26 protein-coding genes are annotated in these 25,019 nt (G+C 36.4%); 10 read left to right on the forward strand and 16 right to left on the reverse strand.

The genetic code is table 11. From position 1 onward, the window contains the following. Position 1: 1 nt before the first annotated feature. Positions 2-1,513: a tagaturonate reductase gene (locus O0931_RS11235; RefSeq protein ID WP_269415674.1), complete on the reverse strand. Its 1,512-nt coding sequence runs from the start codon at positions 1,511-1,513 to the stop codon at positions 2-4. Positions 1,514-1,945: 432 nt separating this feature from the next. Between O0931_RS11235 and O0931_RS11240 the strand changes: the two genes are divergently transcribed. Further along, positions 1,946-2,878, forward strand: a complete 933-nt coding sequence (locus tag O0931_RS11240; protein ID WP_269415675.1) for a hydrogen peroxide-inducible genes activator — start codon at positions 1,946-1,948, stop codon at positions 2,876-2,878. A 31-nt stretch (positions 2,879-2,909) separates the two neighbouring features. On the opposite strand, the gene O0931_RS11245 is transcribed toward O0931_RS11240, so the two are convergent. The 5 genes from O0931_RS11245 to O0931_RS11265 all read right to left on the reverse strand — a co-directional run bounded on the left by O0931_RS11245 (position 2,910) and on the right by O0931_RS11265 (position 5,369). Then, entirely contained in the window at positions 2,910-3,128 is a 219-nt protein-coding gene (locus O0931_RS11245) for a hypothetical protein (protein WP_269415676.1), read from the reverse strand. A gap of 14 nt (positions 3,129-3,142) precedes the next feature. Next, positions 3,143-3,577: a hypothetical protein gene (locus tag O0931_RS11250; protein ID WP_269415677.1), complete on the reverse strand. Its 435-nt coding sequence runs from the start codon at positions 3,575-3,577 to the stop codon at positions 3,143-3,145. An 88-nt stretch (positions 3,578-3,665) separates the two neighbouring features. Next, a complete protein-coding gene (locus O0931_RS11255; protein WP_269415679.1) occupies positions 3,666-4,274 on the reverse strand; it encodes a superoxide dismutase in 609 nt (202 codons plus the stop codon). 277 nt (positions 4,275-4,551) lie between these two features. Next, positions 4,552-5,019 carry a nucleoside deaminase gene (locus O0931_RS11260; protein ID WP_269415680.1) on the reverse strand — a complete coding sequence of 156 codons (468 nt, stop codon included), beginning with the start codon at positions 5,017-5,019 and terminating at the stop codon, positions 4,552-4,554. A 14-nt stretch (positions 5,020-5,033) separates the two neighbouring features. Further along, positions 5,034-5,369 (reverse strand): tRNA-binding protein, encoded by a 336-nt coding sequence (locus tag O0931_RS11265; RefSeq protein ID WP_269415681.1) that lies wholly within the window; start codon positions 5,367-5,369, stop codon positions 5,034-5,036. A gap of 152 nt (positions 5,370-5,521) precedes the next feature. Between O0931_RS11265 and O0931_RS11270 the strand changes: the two genes are divergently transcribed. Next, positions 5,522-7,198: a sodium/sugar symporter gene (locus tag O0931_RS11270; protein WP_269415682.1), complete on the forward strand. Its 1,677-nt coding sequence runs from the start codon at positions 5,522-5,524 to the stop codon at positions 7,196-7,198. A 432-nt stretch (positions 7,199-7,630) separates the two neighbouring features. Here O0931_RS11270 and O0931_RS11275 read toward each other — a convergent pair whose 3' ends face one another. From O0931_RS11275 to O0931_RS11305, 7 genes are all read right to left on the reverse strand, one after another. Continuing rightward, complete coding sequence (locus tag O0931_RS11275) at positions 7,631-8,011, reverse strand: hypothetical protein (RefSeq protein ID WP_269415683.1); 381 nt, start codon at positions 8,009-8,011, stop codon at positions 7,631-7,633. A gap of 2 nt (positions 8,012-8,013) precedes the next feature. Further along, the gene (locus O0931_RS11280) at positions 8,014-9,240 is read right to left on the reverse strand and encodes an ABC transporter permease (RefSeq protein WP_269415684.1); all 1,227 of its coding nucleotides are present in this window, start codon (positions 9,238-9,240) and stop codon (positions 8,014-8,016) included. Positions 9,241-9,352: 112 nt separating this feature from the next. After that, on the reverse strand, positions 9,353-9,991 hold the full coding sequence (locus O0931_RS11285) for an MBL fold metallo-hydrolase (protein ID WP_269415685.1): 639 nt from the start codon (positions 9,989-9,991) through the stop codon (positions 9,353-9,355). Positions 9,992-10,009: 18 nt separating this feature from the next. Next, positions 10,010-10,612, reverse strand: a complete 603-nt coding sequence (gene gldD / locus O0931_RS11290) for a gliding motility lipoprotein GldD (protein WP_269415686.1) — start codon at positions 10,610-10,612, stop codon at positions 10,010-10,012. 31 nt (positions 10,613-10,643) lie between these two features. Then, a complete protein-coding gene (locus O0931_RS11295; protein WP_269415687.1) occupies positions 10,644-11,393 on the reverse strand; it encodes a shikimate dehydrogenase family protein in 750 nt (249 codons plus the stop codon). Between the two features lie 302 nt (positions 11,394-11,695). Beyond that, complete coding sequence (locus O0931_RS11300; protein ID WP_269415688.1) at positions 11,696-12,463, reverse strand: phosphosulfolactate synthase; 768 nt, start codon at positions 12,461-12,463, stop codon at positions 11,696-11,698. 61 nt (positions 12,464-12,524) lie between these two features. Beyond that, positions 12,525-13,928, reverse strand: a complete 1,404-nt coding sequence (locus tag O0931_RS11305; protein WP_269415689.1) for a tetratricopeptide repeat protein — start codon at positions 13,926-13,928, stop codon at positions 12,525-12,527. Between the two features lie 247 nt (positions 13,929-14,175). On the opposite strand from O0931_RS11305, the gene O0931_RS11310 reads away from it, so the two are divergent. The 3 genes from O0931_RS11310 to O0931_RS11320 are packed head-to-tail and all read left to right on the forward strand — an operon-like array spanning position 14,176 to position 16,869. Then, positions 14,176-14,634 carry a nuclear transport factor 2 family protein gene (locus tag O0931_RS11310; protein WP_269415690.1) on the forward strand — a complete coding sequence of 153 codons (459 nt, stop codon included), beginning with the start codon at positions 14,176-14,178 and terminating at the stop codon, positions 14,632-14,634. A 44-nt stretch (positions 14,635-14,678) separates the two neighbouring features. Continuing rightward, on the forward strand, positions 14,679-16,220 hold the full coding sequence (gene amaB, locus O0931_RS11315; protein WP_269415691.1) for an L-piperidine-6-carboxylate dehydrogenase: 1,542 nt from the start codon (positions 14,679-14,681) through the stop codon (positions 16,218-16,220). Between the two features lie 55 nt (positions 16,221-16,275). Next, positions 16,276-16,869, forward strand: coding sequence for a hypothetical protein (locus tag O0931_RS11320; RefSeq protein WP_269415692.1), 594 nt, complete (start codon positions 16,276-16,278; stop codon positions 16,867-16,869). Positions 16,870-16,899: 30 nt separating this feature from the next. Here the strand turns inward: O0931_RS11320 and O0931_RS11325 are convergent, their stop codons facing one another. Then, positions 16,900-17,538, reverse strand: a complete 639-nt coding sequence (locus O0931_RS11325) for a GIN domain-containing protein (protein ID WP_269415693.1) — start codon at positions 17,536-17,538, stop codon at positions 16,900-16,902. Between the two features lie 301 nt (positions 17,539-17,839). Here O0931_RS11325 and O0931_RS11330 point away from each other — a divergent pair, with 301 nt between their 5' ends. Further along, entirely contained in the window at positions 17,840-20,629 is a 2,790-nt protein-coding gene (locus tag O0931_RS11330) for an outer membrane beta-barrel family protein (RefSeq protein ID WP_269415694.1), read from the forward strand. A gap of 5 nt (positions 20,630-20,634) precedes the next feature. Continuing rightward, positions 20,635-21,417, forward strand: coding sequence for a GLPGLI family protein (locus O0931_RS11335; protein WP_269415695.1), 783 nt, complete (start codon positions 20,635-20,637; stop codon positions 21,415-21,417). A gap of 284 nt (positions 21,418-21,701) precedes the next feature. Here O0931_RS11335 and fcl read toward each other — a convergent pair whose 3' ends face one another. Next, on the reverse strand, positions 21,702-22,628 hold the full coding sequence (gene fcl, locus O0931_RS11340; RefSeq protein ID WP_269415696.1) for a GDP-L-fucose synthase: 927 nt from the start codon (positions 22,626-22,628) through the stop codon (positions 21,702-21,704). Positions 22,629-22,741: 113 nt separating this feature from the next. Here fcl and trmB point away from each other — a divergent pair, with 113 nt between their 5' ends. The 3 genes from trmB to O0931_RS11355 all read left to right on the forward strand — a co-directional run bounded on the left by trmB (position 22,742) and on the right by O0931_RS11355 (position 24,147). Beyond that, entirely contained in the window at positions 22,742-23,392 is a 651-nt protein-coding gene (gene trmB, locus O0931_RS11345) for a tRNA (guanosine(46)-N7)-methyltransferase TrmB (protein ID WP_269415697.1), read from the forward strand. Next, the gene (locus O0931_RS11350; protein WP_269415698.1) at positions 23,392-23,727 is read left to right on the forward strand and encodes an MGMT family protein; all 336 of its coding nucleotides are present in this window, start codon (positions 23,392-23,394) and stop codon (positions 23,725-23,727) included. The genes trmB and O0931_RS11350 overlap by 1 nt, the downstream gene beginning before the upstream one ends. Before the next feature lie 72 nt (positions 23,728-23,799). Further along, the gene (locus O0931_RS11355; protein ID WP_269415699.1) at positions 23,800-24,147 is read left to right on the forward strand and encodes a carboxymuconolactone decarboxylase family protein; all 348 of its coding nucleotides are present in this window, start codon (positions 23,800-23,802) and stop codon (positions 24,145-24,147) included. Positions 24,148-24,199: 52 nt separating this feature from the next. Here O0931_RS11355 and O0931_RS11360 read toward each other — a convergent pair whose 3' ends face one another. Further along, a complete protein-coding gene (locus tag O0931_RS11360) occupies positions 24,200-24,889 on the reverse strand; it encodes a hypothetical protein (RefSeq protein ID WP_269415700.1) in 690 nt (229 codons plus the stop codon). Positions 24,890-25,019: the final 130 nt, after the last annotated feature.

Consider the following 25,019-nt stretch of genomic DNA (forward strand, 5'->3'; position numbering starts at 1 on the left):
TTTAAATTGTTCTTTCTGCCTGCAAGTTAGCTAATGTTTTTTTTGTACCTGCATTTTGCAGTAACTCAACATAATTTTTTATTGCCGCGTTAAAGCCCGGGTAATTATTCAGGTTTTTATCCCATAAACGCCTGTCGCCTAAAATATTGTCGATTGCGGTTTCAGGATTTTGCCAGTATTCATATAAAATTCCGGCAAATTCATCCTGAATCGGGTAAGTTTTTCCATTTACGCTGGCCATATAATTTGCGCCGTCTTTTGTTGTGTTCATAAAGATGATATAAGCCGCAAAGCCTAATGCAATAAACGGCGGAACTTCATTCTTCAGGCTGTAATACTTTCTGATTAAAGGCATATTACGCATTTGCATTTTTGACGTGAAATTCAGCGTAATCGCCTGCCATTGATGTTCCAAAAAAGGATTGCTGAAACGGTCTGTTACGCTCGAGGCAAAATCAACAGCATCCTGATAACTGATATCATCATTCCCTAATGAATGCGCAATTTCATTTCGCATTAAGTTAGAAACATAACCGGCAAAAGCTTTATCCGCCATTGCTTCCTTTACCGTATTAAACCCTGATAATATGGCCAAACCACAACTTAATGTATGTGTTCCATTAAGTAAGCGCAGCTTTAACTCTTTAAATTTGTCAATAGACGGAACAATAAAAATTCCTTTATCTGCTTTTTCAAAAGATAAGATTTCTTTTACCCGCTCATTCGATGATTCTATGGCCCAAAGCCGGAAAGGTTCGGCCATAATCATTAACTCATCGGTATAACCAAGCTGACTTTCGATAGCTTCTTGCGCATCTGCAGGAAGTTTTCCCGGAACAATTCTATCAACCAAGGTTTTACAAAAATGATTAGCCGTTTTAAGCCATTGCTCAAAATCCCAGCTTAATTTATTTTGAACAGAGAGTTTTAATAAAATGTCCTTTAATTTATCGGCATTGTCGCTGATTAATTCAGTTGGTACGATGACCATTCCGCTTTCTGCAGAACCGTTAAAGGCTTTATAGCGCTCATGCAAAAAGGCAAGTAATTTTCCCGGATAGGATTGTGGCGGGTTATCCGTTATTTTATCTTCGCTTAACACAATTCCGACTTCTGTTGTATTCGAAATTACGGTCTGCATATCCGGGTTGTGTGCGGCCTTTACTATTTCTGCCCAATCCTCCGAAGCAGCTAAAACACGGCTTATCGATGAGTTAATTATATTTTCTTCAAAATTTTCACCATTTTCGATGCCTTTTACACAAAGCGTATAAAGATTATCCTGCTTAAAAAAAGCATCTGCGCCACCTCTTGAAGTTGATTTAACGACTAAAATACGGCCATTAAAAATTCCTTCCCTATTTGCTTTATCGATAAAATAATCGGGTAAGCCGCGAAGCAAAACACCGGTACCAAATTGAATTATTCTTTCGGGCAATTCTAAAAGTTCTGCTGCAGGTACATTTACTTTTTCCCCGCTGATGTTCTTTAAATTCTCTTTGTTTAAAATCATTGTATTGAAATTATGGCCATTGAGCTACAAGCAATGACCAATTAAGTTGTTGGTTATCTAAAAGACTTAATTATGTTCTGCACACAGATAATACACAAGTATAATTATTCCTGTGCTATTTATTAACCTTATAAAGGCGGGATAGAATTTACTTTAAAAGATTCATATTTTGCGCAATTAAACGATATCTGGTTGTTACTATAAGCAAGTGTACGGTGTTTAACTGTAAAACAGAAGAGAAATCTATGCAATCGTTGCCAAAAAAGATAAATGGATTAGTTACATTCTGGTCTTAACAATTTATTGATTTAAAATTTTTGCTTTCAGCTTAAAAACAAGACGTAACATTAAATTTAAAATAAGTTAAAACATTACAATAAAAAATAATAGCTATAATTTATATATTTGATAATATTAATCAATTTTAACTATATGACTTTAGTTCAGCTGGAATACATTGTTGCCGTAGATACGTACAGAAGTTTCGTAACCGCCGCAGAAAAGTGTTTTGTTACGCAACCAACTTTAAGTATGCAGGTGCAAAAGCTTGAAGAACTATTGAGTGTAAAAATATTTGACAGAAGCCGACAGCCCGTTAGTCCGACCGAAATTGGCGCTCAAATCATAGCTCAAGCCAGAATTGTTCTGCAGGAAAGCAGTAAAGTCAAAGAATTAATCAGTAGTCAGCAGCAAAATGTTTTAGGTGAATTACGTATTGGAGTAATACCAACCGTTGCACCATATTTACTGCCTGAAGTAATTTCTGCAATGTTAGAAAAGTATCCGGAGTTAAAATTAATCATCTGGGAATATACAACTGAAGATATTATTCATCATTTAAAAACAGGGGTATTAGATTGTGGCATTTTAGCAACACCGTTAACAGATACTAACCTGACTGAAATACCACTTTATTATGAAAATTTTGTAAGTTATATTAGTAAAAACAGTAAGCTTTACAAAAAGAAGGCCGTTGATGCTGAAGATTTAAATGACGAAAATATCTGGCTTTTGAATGAAGGCCATTGTATGCGAAACCAGGTTTTAAATATTTGCCGCTCCACGAAAAACAATAGATTGCAGGGACTTGAATACAATACCGGGAGCGTTGAAACTTTAGTAAGAATGGTTGACTTAAACGGTGGTGCAACTTTGCTTCCGGAACTTGCAATAGCTGAATTAAACACAAAACAAACAAATAAAATAAGGCATTTTAAATCACCGGAACCTGTTCGGGAAATTAGTTTGGTTACCCATAAAAACTTCATCAAAAAAAGAATGCTAAGTGCCTTAAAAGATGAAATTTTAGAGATTATTCCAAAAGCGATGAAGCAAAAAAAGAAAAAGGATGTAATTGGTATTTAGCAGAAATTAATCCTAAGCACATTTAATTCTTTTATCCTTTATCAACATGATCGGCTAAGGCATAACTTTCTGTTCTGGGATTTTTATCTTCTAAAAAGATCAAAATAATTAAAGAAATTACAGGAATCAGAAATGATATCAGGAACCAGAACCAGAAATTTCTGCCTGTTCTTTTAGCCAGGAAACCTGCCAGAAGTTGTGGTGATAATAACAGGCAAAGTACAACAGAACCAATAAGTATTTCCGGCATTTTTTATTTAACGCCTAGTTTACTTTTTCAGGCTTTAATAAAAGTCCGCTTATATCGCCTTCCACTTCTTCCTCACCTTTTTTCTTCTTTTTATTGGCTTTTCCGCTCAAACGATCTTCAATAATTTTATCATATTGAGCTTGTTGTTCACCTTTTAAGACGTTACGGATACTCTTGGAGGTTTCATTTTGAAGTTTATAAAACTTGTCGACATCTTCTTCTCTAGTATTTCCGGCTTGTTGCTTTTTAATCAAATCAGATTGCTCTTTTGCCTGATTATAAGTTAAGCTGTAAATAATGCTTTTCTGGGTCTCGTTAAGCTTTAGTTTTTTATCTAAATCATCTACATTTTTCTTCGCAATCTCCGTTGGCGTTGGTGCCTTTTGCTGTGCATTAGCTAACGTTCCAATACCAATTATCAATAAAAATAAAAAAATAACCTTTTTCATGTCGACGAATATTATATGCGAAGGTATCAATTAATAAGAAAGCCTGCAAATTGTGTTTGCAGGCTTTCTGAATTTTATATATGTCAGCTTACAACGCTTTTTTATAAAGCTCAGCAACAGCATCCCAGTTTATAACATTCCAGATTGCAGCTAAATAATCAGGACGTTTATTTTGATATTTCAAGTAATAAGCATGCTCCCAAACATCAATACCTAAAATCGGCGTACCTTTTACTTCAGCGATGTCCATTAAAGGATTATCTTGATTCGGCGTAGAAGAAACCTGAAGTTTTTTATCAGCACCAACAGATAACCAGGCCCAGCCAGAACCAAAACGGGTAGCACCGGCTTCCTGCATTTTAGTTTTCAGGTCGGCAAATGAACCAAAAGCAGCTGTAATTGCTTTAGCTAAATCACCGCTTGGCTCACCACCCTTATTCGGACCTAAAATATTCCAGAATAAGGAGTGGTTATAGTGTCCGCCACCATTATTTCGAACAGCAGCAGGGAATTTTGAAATATTTTTAACAATATCCTCAATGCTTGAAGTCGCCTCAGGCTTACCTTCTAATGCTTTATTTAAGTTGGTAACATAAGCCTGATGATGTTTATCATGGTGTATTTCCATGGTTGTTTTATCAATATGCGGTTCTAATGCATCGGTTGCGTAATGTAACGCAGGTAATTCAAAAGCCATAATATTTATATGTTTAAAGTTTAAAAAATGTTTCTTGAAGCAAATATAACATTCGAAGGTTAAGTTTTGTTCATGTTATTATCATCAAATGGTTTTTATTAGTGCTTGTCTGGAATACTGCACGCCGCGGGCGAAGTATTTCAGGATATTATATTTGTCAAAAAGATGCTAAATGATTAAGTATCAGTTTCGGTCTGTGAGACAAAGACCAAGGCGTTAGTATTTAGCCACAGATTTACAGATTAATTATTGCTAAAAAGTATGACTAAGCAATCTTTTATCTTTTTTTTGCGAAGAAGCTCTTCATGAGAGATGCACATTCTTCGGCCATAACACCACCTTTCAATTGTGTTTTTGGGTGGAGCAAATTTGTCCCTTTAGATAGAAAACCTCGTTTTTCCTCACGTGCACCATAAACAATCCGACTTATTTGTGTCCAGTAACTTGCACCTGCACACATTACACATGGTTCGATAGTTACATATAGGGTACAATCTGTCAGGTATTTGCCGCCAATGGTTTGGCTGGCTGATGTAAAAGCCTGCATTTCTGCGTGTGCGGTAACATCATTAAAGCGTTCGGTCAAATTATAACCTCTTCCGATAATTCTGTTCTTTGAAACAACTATGGCTCCAATCGGGATTTCATCTTCAGCTATAGCTTTTTGCGCCTCTGCCAGGGCAAGCTTCATGTAATGAATGTCTTCTGCCTCCGGATCGTTGGTTTCGAAATTATAAAAACTCATGGTTCAAAGATAACTTATATCATTTTACTTCCGTTAGGAACTTTTGAGCTTAGCGAGGTTAAAACGATATCGCCATTTTCATCTGCAAAACCCGTTACCAAAAACTCAGACATAAACTTACCTATTTGCTTTTTTGGGAAGTTAACGACCCCAATAATCTGCCTGCCTGGTAAATCTTCTTTTGTATAGTATTTTGTAATTTGCGCACTGCTTGTTTTAATTCCGAACGCACCAAAATCTACCCTTAATTTATAAGCTGGTTTCCTGGCTTCCGGAAAATCAAAAACTTCCAGTATTGTTCCAACACGCAATTCTACTTTTTCAAAGTCATTCCAGGTTATTTCCTCCATGTTTGTTGTATATTATCAAGAATGCAAAAGTATAAATTCAGATTGTCAAGCAAATACGATTTTTTTTTAACATATTAATTTTGTTATAAAACCCAATTTTATTTTTTGATTTATTACATTTAACCCTCTAAACCAAATAATCTGGATAATTAATGAAAAATAACTTACTGGATACGAAAGATTATATCGTTTTCTTAATCTATTTCGTCATCGTTGCGGCTTACGGCCTGTACATTTACAACAAGAAAAAATCTTTGTCTACAGGCTCTCAGGATTATTTCCTGGCTGAAGGTTCTTTAACCTGGTGGGCAATTGGCGCATCATTAATTGCATCCAACATTTCTGCAGAGCAGTTTATCGGCATGAGTGGTTCTGGCTTTAAAATGGGGCTGGCCATTGCAACCTACGAATGGATGGCCGCAGCAACGTTAATTGTTGTAGCGGTATTTTTTATTCCGGTTTACCTGAAAAACAAGATTTCAACCATGCCACAGTTTCTGCATCAACGCTATAACGGAACGGTTGCAATGATAATGGCGGTATTTTGGTTATTGCTTTATGTTGTGGTAAATCTAACATCAATTCTTTATTTGGGTGCTTTAGCAGTAAGCAGTATTTCGGGCTTTAGTTTAGAATTCTGTATGTACGCCATTGCCATATTTGCCATTGTGATTACTCTAGGCGGAATGAAAGTTATTGGTTATACCGATGTTATTCAAGTGTTTTTCCTGATTTTAGGCGGACTTGCGACGACCTATCTGGCCTTAAACCTAGTTTCAGATCACTACGGAACTAAAGGTATTTTCGAAGGTTATCACCTGATGACTTCTAAAGCTTCAGAACATTTCCATATGATTTTGAAACCAGAGAATGAAAATTATATCGACTTGCCGGGCCTCAGTGTTCTTGTAGGGGGTATGTGGATTGTAAACTTAAATTATTGGGGCTGTAATCAATACATCACCCAGCGGGCCTTAGGTGCTGATTTAAAAACCGCCAGAAGCGGTATATTATTCGCTGCATTTTTAAAATTACTGATGCCCATTATCGTGGTATTACCTGGTATTGCTGCATACGTACTTTACAAGGATGGCGCTTTTCAAGCCGAAATGCTTCAGGATGGTTCAGTAAATCCGGATAGAGCTTATCCGGTATTGTTAAACTTATTGCCGGCAGGTTTAAAAGGGCTATCATTTGCAGCCTTAACCGCTGCTGTAGTTGCCTCGTTAGCGGGTAAAGCAAATAGTATTGCCACAATTTTTACACTGGATATTTACAAGAAAGTGCTTAAAACAGATGCTTCAGAAAAAAATCTCGTTTCAACCGGTAAGGTTGCGGTTGTTGTTGCAATGATACTGGGCGTTTTAATTGCACCGCATTTAGGTATCGATAAAAAAGGCGGTTTTCAATATATTCAGGAATATACCGGTTTTGTTTCCCCTGGTATTTTTGCCATGTTTATTTTAGGTTTCTTTTGGAAGAGGACAACTTCAAATGCAGCGCTTTTTGCAACCGTTGGCGGTTTTGGGTTATCACTTCTTTTAAAGTTTCTGCCGGGAATGACTGATCTTTCCTGGCTATCGGGAATGGGCTTTTCAATTAAAAATGCAGCAGGGATTTACGAAATACCTTTCTTAGACCGGATGGGCTTTGTATTTCTGTTCTGTATTATTGGCATGTTAATTATTAGTTTAACAGAAAATAAAAATGGCGTAAATCCTAAAGGTTTGGAAATAGACACTAAAATGTTCAAAACTTCAACAAGTTTTGCTGTCGGCGCCTTGCTGATTTTAGGTCTGCTGGTTGCCCTTTACAGCATTTATTGGTAGAAGCAAATTTGAAAATACAGGTAAGCGCTTCGGGAAACCGGAGCGTTTTTTTTTTTGACTAAATTAGTTGAGTTATATATGACCTTGTCAACATTTAAGTTCAAGCTTAATAACCTGAATTCGATAATTTCTTATTGAAAATCACATTTTATAAGCACCTAACTTAGTCTCATCGTCGTGCTGAGTTTTTCAGGTGATAATACTTTTATTGGCATTCATGAAGATTAAGCCATTCATTTCATTATCTTTCTGGCATGAAGCCCCTGAAATACCTTGCCTGCGGCAGGCAGGAATCGATAGCTATCGGATCAGGTTGACGACCATTTCAATCTAAAGCGCAGTTAAAACAGTATAAAAGGAGTTTTTAATAATCGAACGAAGGTTAATATTAAACGTTAAGAAAAACTAATCGCTTATTTATCGTTCAAATAACTATTGAGCACAAGGCCCCTCAGGAATTTCCTTGCTTATTTTAATCACTTTGGTTACCACGAGTGTGGAGTCGAAATCAGCTGCAACGGTTGCCGTATCAGACTTTGCAAAATAACCCTGTAATTCTACATAAACGGGTTCGTAGGGTTTCTCGAAGTTTAAGTTACTATAGGATAGTTCAAGATTTTTAACACTATCCGCAACCCAATATTCCCTGCCATCTTCACAAAAAGTAAATGACTTCATTTCCGGACCAAAGCTATATAAACCTTTAACAATTTTGATGTTACTAATCGCTTCCGGCTTCTCTTCTCTGTTACAAGCGGTAAGGATTACACCAGATAGCATAATGAATACGGTTGCCTGTTTAAATAACTTCATGTTTATAAGGTTTGATTTAGCTGATCTATCTTTTTTACGCTTAAATTTGATGACAAAGCAGATGCCAAAAATGAGAAAAATCCAACGGTTAGAAAAACTAAAATAAAATCTTTCCATTTAAGTCCTATCGGATAAGAACTTACAAGTGTATCTTCTCCCATCTTGATTAAACCATAATGATGCTGCAGGAAATAAAATATAAGGCCAATTATCAAGCCAAGGATACAGCCAGACATGGTAATCATCATTCCTTCCAGTAGAAATATTCGTTTTATTAGTTTCTTACTTGCGCCCAAACTACTTAAAATGGCAATATCTTTTACTTTATCTATCACCAGCATGGTAAGCGAACCGATAATATTGAATATAGCAATAATTAAAATAAACGTAAGGATGATGTATACGGCCCATTTCTCGGTATTTAAAATATGGTATAGCGAACGGTTTTGTTCGGCTCTGTTACGTACTTCAAATGCATTGCCTGCCTTTTCTGAAATCTCTTTCTGAAAATTATCAATATTTACACCCGGTTTGAAGTTAATTTCTATCGAGGAAATGTTTTTTTCTTCTCCTAAAAGTTCCCTGGCAAAATCGAGTGGCACTACTATTCCATTATCAAATTCCTGCTGAACTTCAAATACACCACTAACCCGAATGCTTTTATTTAAGAAACCATCAGCCGGGTTTAGATTATTAACAGCTATGTTTTTTTTTGGCGAATAAATTTCCAGTTCTGTAAACGGATCTACGGTGTTTACGGCCAAATAAGTCTGCAGCGCAGAACCTATTACAGAACTATAGCCACTTTTGTTACTGAGTATAAACCTGCCTTCCCGTATTGTGCTGTCTAACTTTGGATTTTTCAGGTAATCGTAGCTTACACCTTTAACCATGCCAACAGCTTGTTTATTATTATATTTTAATAAAGCATTTTCTTGCAGAACCTCAGTAAAGGAATAAACTGCCTTACTTTTTTTCAGCTCATTAAAATATTTGGTATCCGGATTAAATGTTTTCCCTTTGGCAGGAAGAATGACAAGCTCCGGGGTCATCGTATTAAACATATTTAAAATAGTCACCTCAAGCCCATTAAACACGGATAGAATGATAATCAGCGCGGCACTGCCCACCATAACACCAACCATAGAGATGCCAGAAATCAGGTTGATGGCATTCGTCGATTTCTTAGCAAATAAATACCTTTTGGCAATATATAGAGGTGTATTCACAGGTTAAATATAAATAAAAATGTAAGACGGATATAATGGAAGAGGTAAGATGGAAAAGGCAAAATGGATAATGTAACATGTCAACCCCCATCATCCGTTATTCCATCTTACATCAAAAATATGGGTTATGTTCTTTTTCAAATCCGATGGTTGTTGCCGGGCCGTGGCCGGGATAAACTTTTACCGCATCCGGAAGTTTAAATAATTTCGTTTCAATATTATTAATCAGCTGTTGATGATTGCCGCCTGGTAAATCTGTACGGCCAATGCTGCCGTAAAAAAGAACGTCTCCGCCAATTAAAAAGCCATCCGCCTTGCCGTAAAAACACAGGTGGGCAGGTGAATGCCCGGGTGCGAAAATCAATTCCAAGGTACTATTACCAAATTTAACCGTTCCTGTTTCTTCTAAAAAAGTTTCCGGTTCCGGCGAAAGTTCGTACTTCGAAAAACCCATTTGCGGTGCATAACCCGGAACAGATTGTAAAACCTGTAATTCGCCTTTATGAAATTGTGGTTTTAAACCCCAGGTATCAAAAACAAATTTATTTCCGAAAACGTGGTCTAAATGGCAATGCGTATTTAAAAGTAGAACCGGGTTAAGGTTATTTTCTTTTATAAAGCTTACAAGTTCGTTTTGCTCAAAACCCTCGTACATGCCTGGGTCGATGATAACACATTCCTTTGTTTCATCGAACAAAACATACGTGTTTTCGCTGTAAGCATTAAATGTAAATAGTTTTATATTAATCATTTTTATAAGATTGGAAAATTAATCCTTCCATTTAAAAGTGGTTATCATTTTATCGATATCTTTCTTTATAAATTTTATAACCGGTTCAATGGAGTCATACTGCGGCCGCTCATTAAAGTACAGTGCAGCTCTGAAGTAATGTTTTGTGCTGTCCGTTAAAAAAAACTGAACCGACGAAGCCGTATTACCTTCGATTGCATAATAAATACCATATACTTTTCTATCAGGATAATTAATCAGTTTCTGATCAATGGCGCTTGCTTTAATGGTGTGTTTAAAGGCCAGCTTCCTGGCATCTTCTACCATTTCTTCATATTCCGATTTATTAGCAACATCATAATATGTTAAATGCAGAAATCCGTTAAAAGGAATAAAATGCATATTGTACCAGTTCTCTTCTGCATTTTTGCCTTTATCTGCTTCCATTTTTGCATAAACGGGATAATCAAAAGTAAATGGCGCTGAAGATTTGAATTCCTGATATTTTTTCTCCGGATACAGTATCCTGAAATAGCCCCTCGGCTTCGGACTGTATTCATTGTTCTGACATGCAGCCATAAACAGCAGCATTAACAGTGGAATAAAAAACAGGTATTTTAATTTTGCAGATCGCCTCATCATTTATTTAAACAGCATGCAATAATAACGCTAATTAAGGGATATTGTTCCAGATATCCCACGCCTTTTCTGCCTGTTTATATAACATTTCCAAACCATTTTTAATCGCAGCACCTCTTTCTGCCGCTTTTGTTAAAAATGTTGTTTCTAAAGGATTGTAAACCAAATCGTAGGCTAAATGACCTGCATCTAACTGCATAAAATCAATAGCAGGATACGTAGCTATATCAGGTAACATTCCTAAAGGGGTTGTATTAACGAGTAATTTATGGGATTTTAAAATTTCAGGCGTAACATCACCATATAAAATAGCTCCATTAGTGGCTTTGCGAACCACAACCTGGTAATCGATATTTAATTTCTGAAGAACGTATTTTACGGCTTTGGCGGCACCACCATCTCCAAAAACCAAAGCTTTATCATGTTGAGGTTTTAATAAAGGCTTTAAAGATGCTTCAAATCCATATGCATCGGTATTATACCCTTTCAGATAAATTTCGTTACCAAATTTTTTAATTGAAATACAATTTACCGCTCCAATTTTTTCAGCAGCTTCTTCAATTTCATTCAGATAATCGAGTACACTTATCTTATGCGGAATAGTCACATTTAATCCACAAAGTGATGGATTTACTTCAAGTAAACCTGGCAATGATGTTATATATTCTATAGGAAAAAGCTCATATTGATGATCGGCAATTCCTTCATGAAGAAACTTTTCGGTAAAATATTTTTTAGAAAAAGAATGCGATAGCGGATAACCGATTAAACCGTAAGTTTTCATAGTTGTATTTACGTCATTTTAAGGGCTAATTTATTTAATAAAAATCAATATAAATGACAGAAAAATTTAGGAAAATCAAACCCTCTAGATCCCGTCATCCGATAGCTATCGGATCGAGACGACGAATTTCTTTTGACCTGTCAATGGTAGCGAGCCTGCACTTCGACTTCGCTCAGTGCAGGACAAACTATTATTTTGTTTTCGACCATTGAAAAGTCTTCGACTACGCTCAGACTGACAACATTTCTCTAAACTTAATGACATTGCAGGCAGGCTTCGTACCTCGCAATGACGGGTTATTTTTATTTACCTGAATTAAGGAAATGGTCAAACGTATCGCCACGTAAGCCCAAACGAATGGTTTCTAAAGGAATAACTTCGGCAGGGGCAATGTTACCAAGGTTTACATTTGAGCCGATTAACTTGATAAACCAAACCTGCTGCTCTTTTTGAGGCGCTTCCCAAATAATGGTTTCTTCGGGGATTTGAGTTAATATTTCATCGACCAAGCCTTCTCTTACTTCACCGCTACCACGATAAATACCAACATTTCCGCCTTCGCGGGCTTCGGCAATAACTTTCCACGAACCGGCTTCAATTTCAGCATTCATTAATTTAATCCACTTGTATGGCGCAAAAATTTTCGCCGCATCCTTACTTCCAACCTCGGAAATTACGGTAACCTGTTTCGCAAGTTTGCTGATGTATTCACATTTCAGATCATGTTCAATTTCGATAGAGCCGTCGGATACTTCTGCATATTCCATCCCGTACTGCTCTAATACACGCTGATAATCTTCAAACTGGTTACGAATAATAAATGCTTCGAATAGTGTTCCGCCAAAATAAGTCGGTATACCGGCACTTTTATATAAAGCTAATTTCTCTTTAAGATTTGGCGTAACATGCGAGGTTGCCCATCCTAATTTTACAATGTCTGTATGTACACCGGCAACTTCAATAAAATCTTCTACCTGACGAAGACTTAATCCCTTATCCATAACCATTGTTAAGCCTTTCTGGCGTGGTTTAGACGGACGTTCGGGAACGTTTAATAATGGGTAATTCATATGTGTACAAAAGTGAAAAAAATTTTGAGATTTATTTGTTAAATTTTTCTCACACGGATTGTTACCGGATAAATCTGTTTATAACGTTGATAATGGCACTGTTATCCTGTAACTGCGGTAAATATTCAAATAAAATGTAGTGTTTCTCCGGGTCAATTGTTAAAGCGGTTTCCAGATAACCTAATGCATCGGCATAACTGCCCAAAGCAAATAAATACGCTACCATCCTGTAATATAGTTCGGCAGCTTCGGGGTTATTCTTAATTGCTTCAGCCATTGTTTCCGAGGCTTCCAAAAGTTTTCCCTGTTCGTAAAGAACCGTGCTAAAATCTAACCATGCCTCAATATCAAGCGGATTATATTCTAAAACTTTTTCATAAGCATTTATCGATTCTTCTATCTGATTCAGTTTATAATAGGCATCTGCCATTGCAAACCAGAAATCAGGATTCTCCGCCTCTAAATCGATTGCTTTTTTATAAAAATGCAAGGATTCAAAATAACGCTCTTCATGATTTAAGGTAACACCGATTCCAAACCACGCATCTGCCATTTTTGGATCCATTTTCACCGATTTCTTATAATAAGAACGGGCTTCGTCCATTTTTTCCAACTTTTCGTAACACTCGCCAATAGCACAGTAGGTATCGGCATTTGGTTGTTCGTATTCAAAAGTTTGTCTGTAAACCTCTATCGCTTCATCATATTTATCTAACTGAACCAAAGCGTTACCCTTGTTGAAATAGGCCGAACTGAAATCTTCCTTAATTAAGATGGCGTAATCATAGGCATCAATCGCTTTTTCAAAAAGATTAAGCTTATGAAAACTGTTGCCCAAATTATACCAGGCCGCGTATGAATACGGATCGGTATCAATATATTGCTGATAAAATTTAATGCTTTCTTCCTGCTTGTCTAATACATCATAACAAAAAGCCAGTTCGTATAAACCATCCTGATTTTCCATATTTTGTTCCAGACTCATTTTTATATAAGTAATGGCACTTTCATAATCAGACATGTTCTGGTAAACATAAGCAATCTGTAGCAAAATTTCGTCTGTACTTTCAGCCAGAAGCAAAGCCTTCTCATAATTCTCCAGCGCTTCACTGTAACGCTCTGTATTTTGATAAATATTCCCGCGAAGTAAATAAATATCAGGTTCTGATGACTCTAACAGTTCTGCTTTTTGCAAGGCTAAAAATGCCTGCTCGTTATTATTTGTTAAAATAAAAAGATGCGCCTGCTTAATTAAAAAAACAGTGGCATAAGGATGTTGACTTATTGCATAATCAACAACCTGTAAAGCTTTTACCGGATCATTTTTTTCGATGTAAAAATCAACAATGTATTCAAAAGCGCCTGCATCGAAAAAATACTGATCCTTATTCCGGATCATTTCTTCGTAACGTTCTACCGAGCGTTGAGCATCTTCATTGGATTCAAAAAAGAATTCTTCTTCCATATCGTTATACTATTAAAGAACCGTGCCATTTAGCAGAAAAACACATTATAAGTTTACAATATTTACCAATGGGGTTAAAAAATAATTATTAACATTGGCTATTTATTTTAACGTAAACCGCTGAAATAAACCATATTGATTGTAATTAGATGTGTGAATAATCACCAAATTTTTCTATAACGCGGTTCCTTTTCCCTTCTTTTACAAAAATAACATAATTTTATATTCCTAATCTAATCAGCAAGTCATGAAAAGCGTATTCGTTTTAGCACTTATATGTGCATTTTTTGGTCAGAGTTTGAAGGCGCAAAGCCCTGATGAAGACGCGGTTAAAAAAACAGTCAACAATCTTTTCCTGGGAATGAAAACCGGCGACAGTACTTTGGCGGCATCTGCCTTTGCACCGAACAGCATTTTACAAACCATTGTTAGTAAAGATGGAAAAAACACTGTCCGAACAGAGCCTGTGCCGGAATTTATAAAATTTATCGGTACGCCACATAAGCAGAAATACGATGAGCGAATTGTTTTTACAAAGGTATTAATTGATGGACCTTTAGCCAGCGTATGGACAGATTATAAATTTTATGTTGATGAGCAGTTCAGCCACTGCGGAGTGAATTCCTTTCAACTGGTTAAAGGTGAAAAAGGCTGGCAAATCGTTTATATTATTGATACCAGAAGAAAAGACCAATGTAAATCTTAGCTTTGAAAATCGGGCTGATAAGAATTTTAACGAGCAAATATATTATGAAAACAGATGTTCAATCGATTTTAAATAAACTGGGAATAGCGTCCAATAACCCTGCTTTTAGTACGGGAAGCGAATGGGGAGGCGCTTCAAACGCCGGAATTATTGATAGTTTTTCTCCTGTTGACGGACACAAAATTGCATCGGTAAAGGTGACTACTCAAGCAGATTATAATTCAGTAATTGAAAAAGCGCAGAACGCTTTTATCTTTTGGAAAACAGTTCCTTCGCCAAAGAGGGGTGAAATTGTGCGTCAGTTAGGCGATGCCTTACGCCATCATAAGGAAGCTTTAGGCACACTGGTTTCATACGAAATGGGTAAAAGCTTACAGGAAGGTTTTGGCGAGGTACAGGAAATGATAGATATCTGCGATTTTGCAGTTGGTTTATCTCGTCAGCTTTATGGCTTAACCATGCACAGTGAACGTCCGAGCCATAGAATGTATGAGCAATGGCATCCACTTGGAATTGTAGGTATCATTTCCGCATTTAACTTTCCGGTTGCCGTTTGGAGCTGGAATGCGGCGCTGGCACTGGTTTGTGGGAATGTTTGCATCTGGAAACCATCAGAAAAAACACCCTTAACGGCAATTGCCTGTCAAAAAATTATAGCTGAAGTTTTGCAGGCAAACAATATCCCGGAAGGTGTTTCGAATCTTATTACAGGTGATAGAACAATCGGCGAATTCATGTCGAATGATAATCGCATTCCTTTAATTTCAGCGACCGGTTCTACCCGGATGGGTAAAGAAGTCGGTGCGGCCGTTGGTGCCCGTTTAGGTAAAAGCTTATTGGAGTTGGGTGGAAATAATGCCATCATCATATCAGAATATGCGGATTTAGATATGAGTTTGATAGGTGCTGTTTTTGGTGCGGTTGGTACGGCAGGTCAGCGTTGCACATCTACCCGAAGGTTAATTATTCATGAAAGTGTTTACGATGCATTTACAGCCAAGCTGGTCAAAGCTTACGGGCAATTAAAAATTGGCGATCCATTAGATCAAAATAATCATGTCGGTCCGCTGATCGATACCGATGCTGTAAAAGCTTATCTCGATTCAATTGAAAAATGTAAAGTCGAAGGTGGAAATTTTATTGTAGAGGGCGGCGTTTTACAGGGCGATAAATACATCAGTGGCTGCTATGTTAAACCTTGTATTGCAGCGGTAAAAAATGATTACAAAATTGTTCAGCATGAAACCTTTGCACCAATATTATACCTGATTAAATACAAAACTTTAGATGAAGCAATTGCCTTACAAAATGGTGTTCCACAAGGTTTATCATCTGCAATTATGACGTTAAATTTGCGGGAAGCAGAACAGTTTCTTTCCAATCAGGGTTCTGACTGCGGCATAGCGAATGTTAATATCGGAACTTCAGGTGCTGAAATTGGCGGTGCTTTTGGTGGTGAAAAAGAAACAGGAGGCGGTAGGGAAAGTGGCTCTGATGCCTGGAGAGCTTATATGCGGAGGCAGACGAATACGATAAATTATTCAAATACGCTACCTCTAGCGCAGGGAATAAAGTTTGATTTGTAGTTATGTGCTAAGTTACTAACTTTTAAAAAGTTAGTAACTTTATATAATTCTCAACATGGCAAAAAAAGAACATTACCATGAAAAATTAGAATGTGGAAGTTTCTACCATATTTATAACCGCACGATAGATAAACAGCTAATGTTTAAAAGCAATGAAAATTATACGTATTTCCTGAAACAGTATAACAAATATTTAACACCGTTTGTAGAAACATATGCTTATTGCTTGTTGGGGAATCACTTCCATTTACTTATCCGCATTAAAGATGAATTAACGTTAAATATTTTGGGAAAAAGTGCTCATGACATCGTCGCGCATCAGTTTCAAAAATTCTTTCAATCTTATGCCATGGCATTTAATAAACAAAATACCCGGGTTGGTTCATTATTTCAGAAGCCTTTTAAAAGGACGATAATTGATTCAGAAGATTATTTTACACAAATGGTTTTTTACATTCATGCAAATCCAGAAAAGCATGGCTTATTAGAAGATTTCAGAGATTGGAGATGGAGTTCTTATGAAAGAATTTTGATTGATAAACCAAGCAATTTAAAAAAAGATGAAGTAATTAATTGGTTTGGAGACCGGGCTGATTATTTTAATTTTCATTCAGAAAACAGGGCATTAATAGTGCGAAAGAGTTACTAACTTTTAAAAAGTTAGTAACTCTAGTTTAACTCAGAAAAGTTTTTCTAATAAGTCGATTTTTAAATCTTCGTAGCGAGATAAGTTACCGGCGTAAATCGCTTTTGGTGAAATGCTGATGTTAGTATCTGCTGAAGCAAAATCGTCTAATTTCATTTTCGCTTCATTGCCTAAAACCGCTGTATGGCTTTCAGTTGTTCCCTCTAAATTTAAGCTTGTTCCATCATTAATTATTGTAGTCAGATTAACTGTATTTGCGTTAATGTTGGCAGTAGCTTTGTCTTTTAAAACCACATTTAAGTTTAACAAGTTGAATTTTCCGGCAGTTGCTACGGTTGAAGTATTTGAAGCTTCTATTGATGAAATATTGTTAACGTGTGCGATAACTGTTAAAGCGTTTTTGCTGAAAGAACTTATGCGCAATTCTGAACCTTGTTGTTGTACCAATGCATTGTTCGAATAATACTTATCGAAAACTTCGATACTTTCTTTATTATCCTGAATAAGTATAAGTTTAACATTTCCTGAAACAGCAATTTTAGTAATGTTTTTTACCTGAGTTAAAGCAGTATAGTTTGCATTAATTTCTGTAGCCCTTGCTACTGTTGTTGCGCTGCTTAAAGCAACTATTGTTAAAGCGGCAACGAATACGTTTTTGATAGAATTTTTCATGACTTTAATATTTTATATGTTATAAATCTTTTTTCTTAAACCCTTAATTTTTAGGTTGTTTTGAATATAAGACCACAACATTTCGAAAACGTTTCAGCCGAAATGCCGCAATTATACCACTAAGCTGTAATTCTAGACGAACGCCTGTAATATCTATACGAAAACTTATTTATCTTTTTAACAATTCACTAAAACGATTAACAAAGCAATTAGCCCCATATAACATTTTTGTTAAAAAGTGTTAATGCTCTTTTAAACTAATTAATTAGTTCTATATTCGATGGATAAACCAACTCCATCTATGAAAAGAAAACTCCTCTCGTTGTGCTTTCTGATTTTCTGTTTTGTTTCGGTAAACGCACAAAATTTACACACTATCAAAGGTCGTATTATAGACACGGCATCTACAACAATTTTAGGGAATACCTCTATTTCGATCTTAAATGCCAAAGATTCGACAATGGTAAAATTTACCAGGGCATTGGATAATGGCTCTTTCGAAGTGGGTAACATCCGAAATGGCAAGTACATCCTTTTAGTCTCTTATCCAAAATATGCAGATTTTGTAGATCACTTTACGTTAGATTCTACCAAGAAAGATATTGATTATGGCAAGATTAACCTCACCGGTAAAGCGCAGATTTTAGCGGATGTTATTATAAAAGGTAATCGCTCGGCGATAAAAATTAAAGGCGATACAACAGAATTTGATCCGCAGGCATATAGTATAGAGCCGAATTCGAAGGTGGAAGACTTAATTAAACAGTTCCCGGGTATTCAGGTTGATAAAGACGGAAAGATTACCGCACAAGGGCAAAAAAACGTTAAAGTATTGGTAGATGGAGAAGAATTTTTTGGTGATGACCCGACCCTGGTAACCAAAAATATACGGGCGGATATGGTGGATAAGGTTCAGCTATATGATAAAAAAAGCGATCAGGCAACTTTTACGGGTATTGATGATGGCGAAAAAACCAAAACGCTGAATATTAAATTAAAAGAAAATGCAAAGAATGGTTATTTTGGGAAAGCTACCGGAGGAATTGGTACCGATAACTACTATCAGGGTCAGCTGCTGTTCAACAAGTTTACAGGTAAAAAGAAATTTTCCGCCTATGGATTATTGGGCAATAATGGCCAGGTAGGCTTAAACTGGGAAGATAGCCAAAAACTCGGATCATCTGGCAATGCTACTGTTAGCGATGATGGCGGCATTTATTTTACCGGAGGTGGCGATGAATTTGAAGGATGGGGCGGACAATACAATGACCAGGGTATTCCTGTGGCAAGAACCGGTGGTTTACACTTCGATAATAAATGGAATAGCGATAAAGAAACCCTGAATACAAATTACAAGATAGGTTCGTTAAAGGTTACCGGAGATAGAAATACCATCAGCCAGAATAATTTGGCTTCCGGCATTATAAATAATACCTCCAACCAAACTTTTGATAATGATATATTCAGACAAAAACTGGATGCGATGTATGAGATTAAGCTGGATACAACTTTGACTTTAAAAGTAAATGTAGATGGCACATTAAAACAAAGCAAAACTTTTCAGGATTATGGAACGCTGAGCACCCGGGGCGATAATAGCCTTCTGAATACCAGCTCAAGAACTTTGACAAATGATGCGGATGATAAGATATTTAATTTCAATGCCTTATTGACTAAAAAACTGAAGAAAAAAGGACGAACGTTGTCTCTTAATTTAAGTCAGTCTTCCACGAACAGTCAAACTGAAGGCTACTTAAATTCTACAAATAGTTTTTATAATACTGCAGGAACATTAGATAGCATTGCTCGAGTTAATCAGTATAAGGTTAATGATATCACAAACAGTGCATTTAAATCAAATCTTGCCTACACGGAACCGCTTTCCAAATCTTTAAGTTTGATTGTAAACTATGGGTTAAACCTGATAACCGGCAGATCAGATCGAAAATCATTTAACGAGTCAATGTCTGGAAGGTACGATATTTTAGATAATCAGTTCAGTAACGATTATCAGTTGAATCAAACCATAAATCAGGGTGGTGCTATTTTCAATTACAAAAAAGGTAAAACGGTAATTAATGCCGGTTCTAAATTTAGCGGTGTCAACTTTAAACAGGAAGATTTATACAACAATAAAACGTATAATAGAAACTTCGTAAACTACATGCCTCAGGCCATGTATCAATACAATTTTTCTCAACAAAAATCTTTCAGAATAAATTATAATGGTAACACAAATCAGCCATCTTTAGATCAAATTCAGCCAATCAGAGTTAATACCGATCCGCTGAACATCACGCTTGGTAATCCTGAATTAAAGCCTTCATTTAGAAGTTCCTTAAACGTGCGCTATAATACATATAAGGTATTAACAAGTCAGTCCCTATACATCAGTGGATATTATAGCTTTACGAACAACCCGATTGTAAATAACGTGTTTACCGATGCTGCAGGTAAAAGTACTTACCAGGCCGTAAATCTCACTGATAAAGTACCCGCTAACTTTAGTGTCTATTCGAGTATCGACAGAAAGATTTTAGGCATTACCATGGGACTAGGCTTCAATATGAATGGAAACAATTCATATAATTATATTAATAACGTTTTGAATGAAACTAAAAATATGACTTACTCTCCTCAAATTAATATAAACCGATATAAAGAGGGAAAATATAATTTTTATGCTTATTTCGGTCCTGATTATACAACAACCGAAGCCTCTGTACAGCAGGCATTTAATAGTAATGGATGGGGTGCTTCAGGTTATTTTTCAGGGTCTGTACAATTACCCGGTAAATTTGAAATCAATTCAGATGGAGAATATACATACAGAGGAAAAACACAGGCCTTTAACGAATCCTTTTCGCAATTTTTATTGAATGTAACATTTAGCAAAAAGTTTTTTAAGGCCCAGAATTTAAGGGCATCCATTAAAGGTAATGATCTTCTTAATCAAAATCAGGGATTCAGCCGTTCTGCTTTTAACGGTAACATTACACAAACAAGTTATACAACAATCAGAAGATATTTTATGGCCACAGTAAGCTGGGATTTTACCAGAATGGGCGGCGGCGTTAAACCTCAAAAGTAATCACTATGAAAACGACATTAAAACATATTATTATTTGCACAATTATTTTCTTAGCTAATAATTGCTTTGCACAGAATGTACACTTTATAAAAAATGGCATAATAGAATTTGAGAAAAGATCAAATATGTATGCCTTAATAAAGAAAAAAATAAATAAGAATAATGAAAGTTATATGCAACAAGCTTTCGACAATTATAAAAAGAACAACCCCCAGTTTAAAGCAGCAAAAAGCACCTTAAAATTTAACAGTGATAGGGCTCTTTATAAGTTCGATGATGAATCTACACCCGCAACCAATAACTGGCTGTATAACAATCCAATAGCCGACTTAAAGAATATTATCGCCACTGATTTTAAAACTGAAACAAGCATTATCCAGAAAAGTGTATATGAGGCAACATATCTGGTAAAGGATAGTGTTCGTAAAATTAACTGGAAGATTACAGATGAAACCCGTGATATTGCAGGATACGAATGCCGGAGAGCGAACGCAATTATAATGGATTCAGTTTATGTGGTTGCTTATTATTGTAATCAGATTGCCGTATCGGGCGGACCGGAATCTTTTACCGGTTTACCGGGAATGATACTTGGACTGGCCTTACCGCATGATAACATTACCTGGTTTGCAACAAAAATAACGGAGGTTACCGTTCCCGAAAAGGAATTGCTACCACCCGCTAAAGGCAAACCGATAGATAATGCGGGTCTTAAAAAAGTTTTAATAGCTGTATTTAAAGACGATGGGGATTATGCACAACCTTATTTAAAAGCATTTATGCTATAGCTTTCGAGGCTGTCTTATAAACACGAAATGCGGGTTTGTTGAAAGACCTGTAAAAATTGCTTTTAAGGCCTTACCGACAAGGTCAGAGATAATTTGATTATGAGACAGCTTCTTTTTTTAACCTATCGGCTGGTGAGACACCAACCGATAGAAACTTTATCTTTCGACAATTTCAGTAAGACAGCTGCTTTTTGTTATCTCCAAATGATAGCCGAAAGCTTGGAAAAATAAGATTCAAACATAAATTGATTTATTAGGCAGACCCTTTTTTACAAAATATGTTATTAATACCGGCTCATAAAATCTTCATAAGCCAAAGCAATGCCCTCGGGTAATTCTATTTTATGTTTCCAGCCTAAATTATGAAGCTTCGTAACATCCATTAACTTACGTGGTGTGCCATCGGGTTTACTCGCATCAAAAACCAGTTCCCCTTCAAAGCCTAAAACAGCCGCAATTGTAAGTGCTAAATCTTTAATGGTTAAATCATGCCCAACGCCGATATTAATCAGGCTTGGTTCATTGTAGTTTTCCATTAAGAAATAACAGGCATCCGCCAGGTCGTCAGCAAATAAAAATTCGCGCATTGGTGAACCTGAACCCCAAACCGTAACTTGTTTTTCGCCATTTACTTTGGCTTCATGCACCTTGCGGATTAATGCCGGAAGCACATGCGAATTTTGTGGATGGTAATTATCATTATAGCCATAAAGATTTGTAGGCATTACCGATATAAAATTGCAGCCATACTGGTCGCGATAAGCATCGCACATTTTTATGCCGGCAATTTTTGCTATGGCATAAGGTTCATTGGTTTCTTCTAAAGTCCCGGTTAATAAATAATCTTCTTTAAGCGGTTGTGCTGCTAATTTAGGATAAATACAACTGGATCCTAAAAACATTAACTTTTTAACGCCGGTTAAATAAGCATTATGAATTACATTATTCTGTATCGCCAGGTTTTCATAAAGAAAATCGGCCCGGTAAGTATTATTTGCTACAATACCCCCAACTTTAGCTGCGGCAAGAAATACATAATCAGGTTTTTCTGCTGCAAAAAAATCAGTAACAGCTTGCTGGTTGCGCAGATCCAGTTCTGATGATGTTTTTGTGAGGAGATTAGTGTAACCCTCTTTTTGCAGTTTACGGTAAATAGCAGAACCAACCATGCCGCGATGACCCGCAACATATATCTTAGCATTTTTTTCCAATGGTAATGAGTTAAATTTTTCAAAAATACAACGAATTACAGATAATATAACCATTCAAAAAGAAAAATAATCCGGTAAATAATTTAAATCTTACTTTTGCTGAAAAAAAACTGTTGGGTAAAGATAAACTTAGGCGTTTTGCGGAGATAGAGACTTTCGCAAACGTATATCAATTAGAAGAGGGAAAGCCACTAAAGGGCAAATGGGCAGCAGCACATTTTAAAAACAGCAAACCGATTGTATTGGAACTTGCTTGTGGAAAAGGTGAATATTCAGTCAATTTAGCCCGTTTATTCCCCGATAAAAACTTTATAGGTATCGATTATAAGGGTAACCGCATTTGGCGTGGTGCAAAAACTGCAATTGAAGACGGAATAGATAATGTTGCTTTTTTAAGGATTCAGATTGAAAACTTGCTTGATTATTTCGGTGAAGGCGAAGTTGATGAAATCTGGATAACCTTTCCCGATCCTCAGCCCCAAATCAGCAGAGAAAAGAAACGCTTAACTTTCCCTGCATTTTTAAATAAATACAAGCACATTTTAAAACCGGGAGGACGGGTAAATCTTAAAACGGATAATGACCAGCTGTATGCATATACTTGCGAAAAGGTTGAAGAATCAGGTTTAAAAGTTTTTAAAAATACCGACCATTTATATACATCAGAACTGGTGGATGACGTTTTATCGATAAAAACCTATTACGAGAAAAAATATTTGTTGCACGATAAAAACATAAACTACATTCAATTTTCATTTGAATAATGAACACTAACTTTTACGAGCAGGTTTATGAGGTTGCCAGGTTGATCCCAAAAGGAAGGGTAACATCGTATGGCGCAATTGCTAAAAGTTTAGGCGCGGCAAAATCATCAAGAATGGTTGGTCATGCAATGCTTTATGCCGGTATGGCGCACCCGAAAGTGCCTGCACACCGTGTGGTAAACAGTAGTGGTTTATTAACCGGGAAGTTCCATTTTAGTCCGCCAGAGTTAATGGAACAACTTTTGGCTGCTGAAGGTGTGGAAGTAAAAAACGATAAAGTTGTGAATTTTAAAAAGGTTTTTTGGAACCCGATGGAAGAAATTAACCTCGATTAGCAGGTTCACAATTAATTTTGAAACCATCAATATTTACGCATTCAAATAGCACTCAATCAATAATTAAAAAATATGGGCAAGTTAGTAGAAGAATTTAACGGCTATCGCGAGAAAATGAACGATAGAATAATGGAAACCGCCAATACAAATATTAAACGGTTTTTTGCTTTAGATACCACATCTTACGCCGATGGCGCATTGGATGTTAAAACAAAAGAGATGCTTGGTCTTGTGGCTTCTATGGTTTTACGTTGCGATGATTGCATTAAATATCATTTAGGCAAATGCCATGAGGCAGGTGTGAACAGCGAAGAAATGAACGAAATATTTATGATTGCCAATTTAGTTGGCGGAAGCATTGTAATTCCTCATTACCGCAGAGCTGTTGAATACTGGGATGAATTGAATGCAAGTGCATAAGCGACTTTAAGGATTGAAGATAAACCAATCCTTAAATCGTAAAAATCCTGGTCTATCCTTTAATCCTGAACACCTCATTATAAGCCCTAACCAACTCTGTTACGTCTTTACTATTCAGAGTTGTGTTTGCTTCAACCTGTGCTTTTAAATTTGGATCATCACCTAATTTTTGAAGTAAGATTGTTTTAACCTCTGCTTTCTTTGCGTCTTCGGTTATCGCTTTAACCGGGATTTCCTGAAGTGGCCCTGCACCTGGCTTTTCAATAAAATACCTCACAATGGGTGCGCCGGCCGGTCGCTCTGGCGCATTCCTGCCGCCACCAATGCTTATTCCGCCGCCCATTCCCATACCGCCATAGCCACCGGTTCCGGTACCTATTCCTATTGATGGACTAAACCTTACTTTCTTCTGCTTTTGAACGGGCATTAAAGTCTCCCCTCCAAATGAATAAAGATTCACTTTTCCCAGCTCAATCACTTTTACAAACCGATACTCTAAATTTTTACCCGTTGCAAAACCTTTGCTTAAATAACTATTTCCATTCCAAAAGAAATTTTTAACATCCTTTGCGGGCAAAATTACATCTGCTTCATCATTAGCACTGATAAAAACAGAAAAGTAATCCGTTCCCTTTATCGTTCCACGAATCACATCATCATTATTTTTAACGATAAAATCCTGTGCAGAAGCCATTCGAAAACCGAAGAAAAGAATAGCCGTCAGAAAAAGAAAAATTCTCATAGTAAAGGTCAATATTTAGGATAACGCAATTTTAATGCTTTTGACACATCATTCCTAAAATTTCATACGTTTTAGTTTCACCAGATTATTAACTTTGGTTAATTTATCAATGGATGAAATCGACTTATCG

Source organism: Pedobacter rhodius, assembly GCF_027213645.1.
In the GTDB taxonomy this organism is placed as follows: Bacteria; Bacteroidota; Bacteroidia; order Sphingobacteriales; family Sphingobacteriaceae; genus Pedobacter; species Pedobacter rhodius.